Origin of the sequence: Pusillimonas caeni (assembly GCF_003545815.1) — a bacterium.
In the GTDB taxonomy this organism is placed as follows: domain Bacteria; phylum Pseudomonadota; class Gammaproteobacteria; order Burkholderiales; family Burkholderiaceae_B; genus Pusillimonas; species Pusillimonas caeni.
Genome location: NZ_PDUW01000008.1, coordinates 121951 through 133282, shown reverse-complemented (window position 1 = coordinate 133282; position 11332 = coordinate 121951). Strand labels below are relative to the sequence as shown.

Below are 11332 nucleotides of genomic sequence, written 5' to 3'. Positions count from 1 at the left end.
AGACCCATGAACATTTCGCTCCAGACCCTTGAAACCCTGCATCGCCTCACCAGCCAGGACGCTTCCTTGCTCGACAACCTGTATGCGGTCCGATCGCTCGAACAAGCCGTGGACGTCGTGGCCGACTCCGCGCGCCGACTGTGCGTCTCGATCGACCGAGGCGAGGTCGTTTCCTATTTCGAGAGTTCGCTGACCGGTGCCGGCTCTCACGAATAAGCAATTTTCCCTTCTGGCGGACTGATGGGCGGGCTTTTCGGGCTCAGCCCTTTTTTGTTGCCACTCAAGTTACCAAAAGAATCAAAAAGACGTAATACGAATTAATTAATTTAGAATATTTCGAAAATAAACCTAACGTATAAAACATTGCCTGCGCCTCGGTCTCAGCGCGGTGAAACTACGCCAAAGGCGGCGAGATTCCCCGGCTCATGGCAGTGAGCCTGCAAGGCGCACCGGCCATGTGGCATATAGACCACTTCTTGGGGACAAGATGAACCGCATATTCAGCATCGTATGGAGCCGGGCGCGTGGCGCCTGGCTGGTGGCCGGCCTTTTCGCGTCGGCCCCGGCCCTGGGCCAGGGGCTGCCAGCCGGCGGCCAGGTGGTGGCCGGTTCAGGCTCCATCGGCGCGGCGGCCGGGGGCAAACTGGTCATCGACCAGGCCAGCCATCGTCTGGCCATCGACTGGCGGCAATTCGATATCGGCGCGGACAATACCGTTCAGTTCAACCAGCCCGGGCGCGACGCCGTGGCGCTCAACCGGGTGCTGGGGCCCGACGCCTCGCAGATCATGGGCCAGCTCCAGGCCAACGGCCGGGTCTTCCTGATCAATCCCAATGGGGTGCTGTTCGGCCAGAATGCGCAAGTGAACGTTGGCGGGCTGGTGGCCTCCACCCTCGACATCGGCAACGCCGACTTCATGGCCGGCCACTATCGCTTCCAGGGCAACGGCAACCCGGCGCCCGTGGTGAACCGGGGCCGCATCAACGCGGGCGACGGCGGCGCCGTGGCCCTGCTGGGCGGGCAGGTGCACAACCAGGGCGTCATCCAGGCCCGCATGGGCACCGTCGCGCTGGCCGCGGGCAATGCCGTCACGCTCGACTTTGCCGGCGACGGCCTGCTCAACGTGCAGGTCGACCAGGCCGCCAAGAACGCTCTGGTCGACAACGGCCAACTCATCCAGGCGGACGGCGGCCAGGTCCTCATGACCGCCAGCGCCTCCGACGCCCTGTTGCAGACAGTGGTGAACAACACCGGTGTAGTCGAAGCCCGCACCCTGCAAAACCGCGCCGGCAAAATCGTGCTGCTGGGCGATTTCGCCGGCGGCACGGTGAAGGTGGACGGCAAGCTGGACGCCAGCGCGCCTGATGGCGGCGATGGCGGCTTTATCGATACGTCCGGCGCGCATGTGCAGATCGCCGACGGCGTCAAGGTTACGACCCTGGCGCCGCAAGGCAAGACGGGCACGTGGCTGATCGATCCGACGGATTTCACGATCAGGGCGGGCAACGATCCCAAAACTGACAGTGGAATAGGGGCGGACACGCTGTCAACTCAACTGGCTACTACCGATATATCGATTGAAACTGTCGATCATGGCGATGAGGCGGGCGACATCCATGTCGATGGCGCCGTCGGTTGGAATGCCGGAACAACCCTGACGCTTTCCGCGCACCGCAACATTAACGTCAACGCCAACATCACGGCCATTGGAGACGACGCGGGATTGCAACTCTACGCGGGTGAGGGGAGTGATGGAGGCGATATCGCGATAAACAGCCAAGTTTCAATACACGGCAATAATGGAAGCATCTCACTGATTGCGAACGGCGACGTCTCGATAACGGGCGATATGGCGGTCTATGGGACTGAGGGAAGCATCAGCCTTGCCGGGCATGGCCTGTCAACAGGCAGCGACTCCACACTGACGGCGATCGGCAACGAAGCCTCGATTATCGCCATGGCGCAGGGCGACCTCTCGCTCGGCGGCGACGTCCAGATCGACGGAGATGAAGGTTTGATCACCCTGATCGGAGGCAATCTGTCGATCGATTCCAAAGTATCCATACAAGGCGATTCTGCAACGATGGCATTCGGCGCTTGCGGCGGCGAATGCGGGCAGATGGCGCTAAACGGCGAAGTGGCGATAGAAGGCGACCAAGGCAGCATCATGATGGCCGCAGGCGGGGGGATATCGATAGCCGGCGACGTGTCGATCACCGGAGACGATGGGGCGATCGCCCTGCTTGGCGGCGGACTCACTACAGAGGAAGGCTCTTCGATATCGATCGAGGGAGGGCAGGGAGCCATCGCGCTCGTGGCCTGCGGCGACTCCGAATGCACCGATATTCTCGGGGACGAGGTGATACCCGCCAACTACGATGAATCGAGCACTTTCGTGCCTGCAGATGGCGTCATCTCGATAGGCGGCAATGTTTCCATCGACGGGAACGCGGGCGCGATCGCCATGATCGGCGGCGATGTGTCCGTCGATTCCCCGGTTTCAATAAACGGGCACGATGGAACGATCGCCTTCGTAGCCTGCCGCGAATCCGGCTGCGGGGATATTCTGGTCAACGACGCCGTATCGATAACCGGTGACCGCGGCAACATCTTCATGATGGCGGACGACGGTATCTGGACGGCGGGAGACATATCGATTGCAGGCCAGGATGGAACGATCACACTGCTTGGCGGCGATCTTACGATCGATTCCAAAGTATCGATAACAGGCGACGAGGCGCAGATCGCCCTCAGTGGCAACAGCTTGCGCATCAACGACAGGGTAACGGTTGCCGGCGGCGGATTTATCGATCTGGAGACCTGCAGTTGCAATCCCTCGCTTGGCGACATCGTGATCAATGGTGATGTGTCCATAGATGGAGAAGGCGTGATCGACATCAGTTCGGATGGCGCCATCGTCCTGGGCGCGGGTTTGTCGGCGGAGGCCGTCTTCATGGAGGCCGAGGGAGACATCGTTGCCAACGGCGACGGGGCTATCACTACTCCACAGCTTGAGGTAAGGAGCAACGATGGAGCGATCGCGCTGTACCAGGGCGTGCATCAGATCGATAATCTCGTCGCGTCGGCGCGGAGTGGGCTGAGTTTAGTCAATGGCAAACGGCTGGAGGTGGAAGAGGCCACTGTCGCGGGTGACGGCAACATCCTCATTCGCACGACGGCGGGCGACCTAGTTCTGATTCCGCCCTTTGGGCCCACGATGACGGCCCCACCGTCAGGAGTGGTTCGCGTTGTCGGGAAGGGCGACATTGACCTGGTCAGCGCCGGCGCGTTTCGCAACGAGATGGGCGCGGATGCCCTGCAGGCCAACGACGGAAGCTGGCGCGTCTGGTCGCAGGGCCCCGCGCAAACCAATCTGGACGGACTGGCCTACGATTTCAAGCAATACAACGCTCGCTACGGAAGCAGCGCTGTGCTGGGCCAAGGCAATGGCGTGTTGTATACCCTGGCGCCGGTGCTCGATGTGGGCTTGAAGGGGGTGGTCGACAAAACCTATGACGGCACAGACGCCGCCGCCATTACGGATTCAAATTATGTGCTGAAGGCCGGCTTGCAGGATGGCGACCACGTCGCGTTTTCCAAGCCCGCGAAAGGGCGCTACAGCGACCAGAACGCCGCTGCAGGCAAAACCGTAACGGTTGACGGTCTGCAGATTCTGGAAGCCTATGAGGCCGATAGCGGCGCTAAGATCTACGGCTATCGGATCAATGCCTCGGCATCAGCCGACGTCGGCCGCATCGACCGGCGCGCCATCACTATTTCGGCCCGGGACCAGGGCAAGGTCTACGGCAATGCCGATCCTTCGCTGAGCTACACCGTGGGTGGGCAGGGATTGGTGGCGGGCGACAGCCTGAATGGCGCGCTGGCGCGGGCGGGCGGCGAGAATGTGGGACGCTATGCGATCGGGCTGGGCAGCCTGGGCAACGACAATTACCAAGTCGCCGAATTCTCGGGCGCCGCATTGAGCATTACTCCTCGTTCCATCATGGTCACGGCCGATGACCAGCGCAAATATTTCGGCCAGGCCGACCCGGCGCTGACCTGGCGCATCACGGGGGGCAGTCTGGCCTTCGACGACCGGCTCAGCGGAGTTCTGAACCGGGATCCGGGCGAGGGCCTGGGCGCGTATGCGATCAGGCAGGGCAGTCTGGCCGCCGGAGCAAACTATGTGCTGGATTTCGTCGACGGACAACTGGTCGTGCTGCCGGGCACCGTCGACGACTATCTGGGTGAGCTGGCGCCGGCCTACCATGCGGCGACCGTGTCGGCCCACACTATGCAGCAAGGGCCCATGGCCTTCGATCAGCATCAAGGCGATGGGACAGCCGGCCCGGTTTCCGGCGGTTCGCAGCCTCAATCCCTGTATCACATAGAAAACAATGGGCTGCGCATGCCCGAAGGAATCTGACATGGCGCCCACGAGCCGTTTTGTCCCGGGCTTGTCCCGGGTGCTTCTGGCGCTGGCCTCTGTATCGCTGGCCGGGCCCGCGTTCGCGCAATCCATTCTGGGCACGCCCGACGCCGGGCAGTCGATCCGCGAGATGGAGGCCGCGCCCCTGACGCTGCCGTCCGATTCCAGTCTACGGCTGGAGCTGCCCGTCACCGAAGATTCGGGCGTGGCCTCGGACGGCGCCAGGGCGCGGGTGGAAAGCTTTGCGCTCAGCGGCAACCAGGCCATTGGCGACGAGCAGCTTCTGCCGCTGCTCGACGATCTGAAGGGCCGCGAACTGAGCCTGGCGCAGCTGCAGGCCGGCGTGGCCCGCATCACGGCCTACTATCGCCGGCAGGGCTATTTGCTGGCGCGCGCCTATCTGCCGGCGCAGGAGGTCAACGACGGCCAGGTGCGCATCGCCGTACTCGAGGGCCGCTATGGCGAGGTATCGGTGGACAACCGGTCGCGTGCCGGCGGCTGGGCATTGGCGCCCCTGAGCGATCTGGAGTCGGGCGGTTCAGTGCGCGGCGACACGCTGGAACGCAGCCTCTTGCTGGTGTCCGACCTGCCCGGCGTGTCGGTGGACGCCACCCTGCGTCCCGGCGCCAGCGTGGGCGCGTCCGACCTGCTGGTCAACGTGAAGCCCGGTCCGCTGGTAAGCGGTTCGGTCGACCTGGACAACTACGGCAGCCGCTATACGGGTCAGTGGCGCCTGGGCGGCACGCTCAACCTGAACAACCCGCTGGGCCTGGGCGATGCGGCCACGTTGCGGCTGATGGGCACGGACGAATACCAGACCTACTACAGGCTGGCTTACCAGCTTCCTGTCGGACCCTGGGCTACGCGTGTGGGCGCTGCGTTCTCCAATATGCGCTATGAACTGGCGCGCGATTTCGAGGTGCTGGATGCGTACGGCCGGGCGCAGATCGCCAGCGGCTATCTGATCCAGCCTCTGGTGCGCGGTCGCGACTTCAGCCTGTACGGCCAGCTTCAATACGACTACAAACGCCTGCACGACAAGATCGACCTGCTGGCCTTCGACACATTGAAGCACTCCAGGGTCTGGACGGCCTCGCTCACCGGCGACGCCCGCGACAATTTCGGCGGCGGGGGCGTGACGAGCTTCGCGTTGTCGTACAGCAGTGGCCGCCTGACTCTGAGCAGCGCCCTGGATCAGGCCATCGACGACCTTACGGCGAAAACAGCGGGCGATTTCCAGAAGCTGACGGCATCGCTGCTGCGCCTGCAGCGGCTCAATGACAAGTTCAGCCTGTACACCCGCCTGCAGGGACAGTGGGCGAGCAAGAACCTGGATTCATCCGAGAAGCTGGGCCTGGGCGGGGCCTACGGGGTACGTGGCTATCCGCAGGGCGAGGCCAGCGGCGACCAGGGCTGGATGGGAAGCATGGAGCTGCGCTACGCCTTTGCGCCGGCCTGGCATGTGGGCGCCTTTGTCGACCACGGCCGCGTCACCGTCAACAAGAAGCCCTGGGCGGAGGGCGACAACCACCGCGATCTGAGCGCCACCGGCTTGAGTCTTGGCTGGGCCCGGTACGGCTGGCAGCTCAGCGCCGTAGCGGCGTGGCGGCTGGGCTCAGAACCGCAAAGCGATTCCGATCGCAAGCCCAGGGTCTGGGTGCAGTTGCTGCGCTATTTCTAAGTCGGCGCAGCCCGCCGAAGCGAGTATTCGAACAGGCCGGGCGGCGGCCCCGCCCTTATGGCTCAGCGGGTTTCGTCCAGCACCCGCTGCGCTTCGGCCTCGACTCGCTCGGGCGCGGTGCCGCCGATGTGATTGCGGGCCGCCACAGAGCCTTCCAGCGTCAGCACGTCGAACACGTCCGATTCGATCGAGGCGTGGAAGGCCTGCAGTTGTTCGAGAGGCAGGTCGGCCAGGTCGCAGCCTTGTTCTTCGCAGCTGCGCACGGCATGGGCCACGGTTTCGTGGGCGTCGCGGAAGGGCACGCCTTTCTTGACGAGGTAGTCGGCCAGGTCGGTGGCGGTGGCGAACCCCTGCAGCGCCGCGGCGCGCATGGCTTCGGGTTTGACCCGGATGCCGCTGACCATGTCGACGAAGATCGTCAGCGTGTCGCGTATGGTGTCGGCCGAGTCGAACAGGCCTTCTTTGTCTTCTTGATTGTCTTTGTTGTAGGCCAGGGGCTGGCCCTTCATGAGGGTGAGCAGGGCGACGAGATGGCCGTTGACTCGCCCGGTCTTGCCGCGAGCCAGCTCGGGCACGTCGGGATTCTTCTTTTGGGGCATGATCGAGCTGCCCGTGCAGAAGCGGTCGGCCAGGTCGATGAAGCCGACCCGCGGGCTCATCCACAGCACAAGCTCTTCGGACAGTCGCGAGATGTGGGTCATGACCAGCGCTGCGGCGGCGCAGAACTCGATGGCGAAGTCGCGGTCGGACACGGCGTCGAGCGAATTGCGGCATACGCCGTCGAAGCCGAGCGCTCGCGCGACACGCTCGCGGTCGATGGGGTAGGACGTGCCGGCCAGCGCGGCGGCGCCCAGCGGCAGGCGGTTGACCCGCTTGCGGCAGTCGGCCAGGCGCTGCGCGTCGCGATCGAACATTTCGGCATAGGCCAGCAGGTGGTGGCCGAAAGTGACGGGCTGGGCCACCTGCAGGTGGGTGAAGCCGGGCAGGATGGTGTCGGCGTGCTGCAGGGCCAGTCCGGCGAGATTGCGGCGCAGCTGGCGCAGCAATTCGATGCTGGTGTCGATCTCGGCGCGCAGCCACAGGCGGATGTCGGTGGCCACCTGGTCATTGCGCGAGCGCCCAGTGTGCAGGCGTTTGCCGGCATCGCCAATGAGCTCCACCAGCCGTTTTTCGATGTTCAGGTGCACATCTTCGAGGTCGAGCGACCATTCGAAGGCGTTCTGCTCGATTTCCTGCAGAATCTGCGCCATGCCGCGCTGGATGTCGGCGTTGTCCTGCTGGCTGATGATGCCGATGGCGGCCAGCATGTCGGCGTGAGCGAGAGAGCCCTGAATGTCCACCGCGGCCAGCCGGCGGTCGAAGTCGACCGAGGCGGTGTAGCGTTTGACGAGGTCGGAAACCGGTTCGGAAAAGCGCGCAGACCAGGCCTGGGCTTTGTTGGCAAATTGGCTTTGCCCGGATGGGGAGGTGTTTTTGGACATAAGGGCGGATTATAAAACAGGCGCAGGTAACGAAATCTTGCGCGAATGAGGTATTGTATTAGGCTTTTCGTACAGTACGAAGCGTTTGCCTGACGCCAGCGAAACGTCCGCCGGATGTTGCGCGGCGTTGCCATGCGGGGCTGAACATGGACATGGATCTTGCGGTAGAACACAACAATCTGATGGCCAAATGGCTGGGCGACAACTGGCTGGGCAATCACATTCCCGATTCGATCTGGGCTCAGGTGGTGATCGGGCTGGTAGTCCTGGCCGTGCTGGTGTTCCTGGCCAGCTGGCTGACTGACAAGGTGGCCGTCACGGTAACGCGCCGCATGCTGAAAGCGATAGGGCACGACGACTGGTCCAGGGCGCTGCATCGCCGGCGCGTATTCCGCCATATCGGCTATCTGGTACCCATGCTGGTCCTGACGATCAACGTCACCTTGCTGCCCATTACCGAGAAATACGTCGAGCCCATATCGCGTTTTCTGCAGGCGGTGTGCCTGGTGTTCTTCTTCATGGCCCTGAACGGCTTGCTTCGCGCCTGGCTGGACACCTACTCGGCCACCACGCGGGCGCAGACCCGGTCCATCAAGGGCTATCTGGAACTGGCCAAGATCATCCTGTGGGGCATCTGCGTCATTCTGGTGTTCTCCCTGCTGATCAACCGGTCGCCTCTGCTGATGCTGTCCGGCCTGGGAGCGCTGTCGGCGGTGCTGCTGCTGGTGTTCAAGGACACGCTGCTGTCGCTGGTCGCCAGCACGCAGATGACCACCAACGACATGCTGCGCATCGGCGACTGGATCGAGATGCCGCAGGCCAACGCCGACGGCTTCGTCATCGACATTGCATTGCACACCGTCAAGGTGCAGAACTGGGACAAGACGGTCACCACCATTCCCACTTACAAGCTGTTCTCGGAGAGCTACCGCAACTGGCGGCATATGTTCGAGTCGGGCGGTCGGCGCATCAAGCGCACTTTGCGCATCAATGCGGCGACGGTGCGCTTTCTGACCGAGGACGAGGTGCGGGACCTGACCCGCTTCGGACTTCTGAAGGACTATCTGGCGGGCAAAGAGGCCGAAATCGCGGAAAGCAATCGGGCGCTGGGCGATCTGGCGGTCGAACCGGTGAATCGGCGGCGCCTGACCAACCTGGGCACCTTCCGGGCTTACGCCCTGGCCTATCTGAAGCAGCACAACGAGTTGCGCCAGGACATGCTGATGATCGTGCGCATGATGGAGCCAGAGTCCGAGGGCATTCCCGTCGAGGTGTACTGTTTTTCGGCCAATACCGCCTGGGTGGAGTACGAGCGCATCCAGGGCGACGTGTTCGACCATCTGCTGGCCATATTGCCCGAACTGTCGCTGCAGCTGTACCAGGCGCCGTCCGGGGCCGACTTCATCTATGGTTTGCAAGGCGCCGCCGCTCGGTCAGCGATGGCCGAGCCGGCCGCCGGGCGTTCCGGTCCGCCTCGCTCTTCTTAGTCCGCGTCTGCGTGGATTGCGAGCGGCGGGGCAGCGATATAGGCTCATTTGTCGATCTGGGTCCTTAAGCGCCGTCGGGGGTGATGCCGTTTAGGCCGGGCGGTCGGGCGGTCCGAGGCAGCGCCCTCCAACGCCCGGCCTAAACGGCATCACCCCCAACGGCTTGCGGTGGCGGCTTGCCGAGATTCGCTAACTAGCAACATAACAACAGAACGCCGGCGTGTATGGCTTGCCCAAGCCTGAGCCGCTGGAGCAGGGGGTATTTGCGCCGGGCGTTGGAGGGCGCTGCCTCGGACCGCCCGACCGCCCGGCGCAAATACCCCCTGCTCCAGCGGCGCTTTAAAACCCAATAACGGCCTTCCTATCAAAGCCAGCAGCGCTTTAAGACCCAATACTGGCCTTCCCATCAAGCCAGCAGCGCTTAAAAACCAATAATGACCATCACGCCAAGTCCGGCAGTGTTCAAGAATGCAACAGGACAGCAGAAGGACTTAAGTCTGTCCGGCGCGGGCCTTTACACCTCGTGCGATAATTTATTTCCTTGAATTCAACACGGTCTCCTGTCAATGACGGTTGTGAAAGTCGGTCTTGCCCAGATCAATTCCCGCGTGGGCGACCTGAAGGCGAATGCGGCCAAGATTCTAGACGCTGCGCGCTGGGCGCACGGGCAGGGCGTCGACCTGCTGGCGACCCCGGAATTGACCCTTACCGGATACCCGGCCGAAGACCTGTTCCTGCGCGACGAATTCATACGCCGGCACGACGCAGCCTTCGAGCAGCTGCGCGCCGACCTGGCGGCCCTGGATAGTGCAATGCGCGTCGTGGTGGGTCACGTGAGCCGCATCGACGGCAAGCTGTACAACGTCGCCTCGGTGGTGGGCGAGGGCCGGGTCCTGGCCTGCTACTGCAAGCACGAGCTGCCCGACTACGGCGTGTTCGACGAAGAACGTTATTTCTCCACGGGCCGGGAGCCCAAGGTATTCGAGGTGAAGGGCCTGCGCTTCGGGCTCAACATCTGCGAAGACGCCTGGCTGCCTTCCAGCCCCGCCATGGCCGCCGCGCATGGCGCCCAAGTGCTGCTGGTGCTCAATGCCTCTCCCTACAGCACCGACAAGCAGCGGCTGCGCTTCGAGCAGGTGGGCGCCCATGTGCGCGGCATGACGGCCGTCTACGTCAACAAGGTCGGCGGCCAGGACGAGCTCGTGTTCGACGGCGCCTCCTTCGTGCTCGATCCGGAGGGCGAGGTGCGGGCGCGCCTGCCGGTTTTCCAAGAGGCCTATGGGCTTGTCGAACTGGACGAGCGCGGCCTGCCCGTGAACAGCGTCTATTCCGCGGCGGGCGAGCCTTCGCAGCCCGCCACCGGCCAATGGCCGCCCACGCTCGAACAGGTGTACGGCGCGCTCAAGCTCTCCTTGTCCGACTATATGGCCAAAACCGGATTCAGCAAGGTCGTGCTGGGCCTGTCGGGCGGCATCGATTCGGCGCTGGTCCTGGCCGTGGCCGTCGATGCCATCGGGGCGTCCAACGTACGCACCGTGATGATGCCGTCGCGCTACACGGCCGACATCTCCCAGGCCGACGCGCTCGAAATGGCGCGCACGCTGGGCGTCGCCCACGACGAGATCCTGATCGGGCCCCTGGCCGACGGCTTCGACGCGGCGCTGGCGCCGCTGTTCTCCGGCCTGCAGGCGGATGCCACCGAAGAAAACATCCAGGCCCGCATCCGCGGCACGCTGCTCATGGCCCTGTCCAACAAGTTCGGCAGCCTGGTGGTGAGCACAGGCAACAAGTCCGAACTGGCGACGGGCTATTGCACCCTTTATGGCGACATGGCAGGCGGGTTCTCCTTGCTCAAAGACGTGCCCAAGACCATGGTGTATGCTTTGTCGCGGTGGCGCAACGAGCGTTCTCCCGTCATACCCGAACGCATCATCACGCGTCCGCCTTCGGCCGAACTGCGCCCCGACCAGACCGACCAGGACAGCCTGCCGCCCTACGACATTCTGGACGGCATCATCGAACGCTACGTCGAGCACAATCAGTCCATCCAGCAGATCGTCGAAGCCGGCTACGCACCCGAAACCGTGGCGCAGGTGGCCAGGCTCATACGCCTCAACGAATACAAGCGCAGGCAGGGCGCGGTCGGTCCCAAGATCACCTCGCGCGCCTTCGGCCGGGACTGGCGCATGCCCATCGCCAACGGCTATCGCGACTGACGCACTTCGAAACCAGGCATACACACCACTTTGGGAGC

General features: G+C 63.4%; 6 protein-coding genes. 5 read left to right on the top strand and 1 reads right to left on the bottom strand.

Annotation, left to right across the window (positions count from 1 at the left end; all coding sequences use genetic code 11):
- Window positions 1–6 precede the first annotated feature (6 nt).
- From CSC67_RS16970 to CSC67_RS16960, 3 genes are all read left to right on the top strand, one after another.
- Window positions 7–216, top strand: coding sequence for a hypothetical protein (locus CSC67_RS16970; protein WP_118995638.1), 210 nt, complete (start codon window positions 7–9; stop codon window positions 214–216).
- Between the two features lie 271 nt (window positions 217–487).
- Window positions 488–4426 carry a two-partner secretion domain-containing protein gene (locus tag CSC67_RS16965; protein WP_118995637.1) on the top strand — a complete coding sequence of 1313 codons (3939 nt, stop codon included), beginning with the start codon at window positions 488–490 and terminating at the stop codon, window positions 4424–4426.
- A gap of 1 nt (window position 4427) precedes the next feature.
- Window positions 4428–6110, top strand: coding sequence for a ShlB/FhaC/HecB family hemolysin secretion/activation protein (locus CSC67_RS16960; protein WP_118995636.1), 1683 nt, complete (start codon window positions 4428–4430; stop codon window positions 6108–6110).
- A gap of 62 nt (window positions 6111–6172) precedes the next feature.
- On the opposite strand, the gene argH is transcribed toward CSC67_RS16960, so the two are convergent.
- Window positions 6173–7591: an argininosuccinate lyase gene (gene argH, locus CSC67_RS16955; RefSeq protein ID WP_118995635.1), complete on the bottom strand. Its 1419-nt coding sequence runs from the start codon at window positions 7589–7591 to the stop codon at window positions 6173–6175.
- 152 nt (window positions 7592–7743) lie between these two features.
- On the opposite strand from argH, the gene CSC67_RS16950 reads away from it, so the two are divergent.
- The gene (locus CSC67_RS16950; protein WP_118995708.1) at window positions 7744–9078 is read left to right on the top strand and encodes a mechanosensitive ion channel family protein; all 1335 of its coding nucleotides are present in this window, start codon (window positions 7744–7746) and stop codon (window positions 9076–9078) included.
- 566 nt (window positions 9079–9644) lie between these two features.
- Complete coding sequence (locus CSC67_RS16945) at window positions 9645–11294, top strand: NAD+ synthase (protein WP_118995634.1); 1650 nt, start codon at window positions 9645–9647, stop codon at window positions 11292–11294.
- Window positions 11295–11332: the final 38 nt, after the last annotated feature.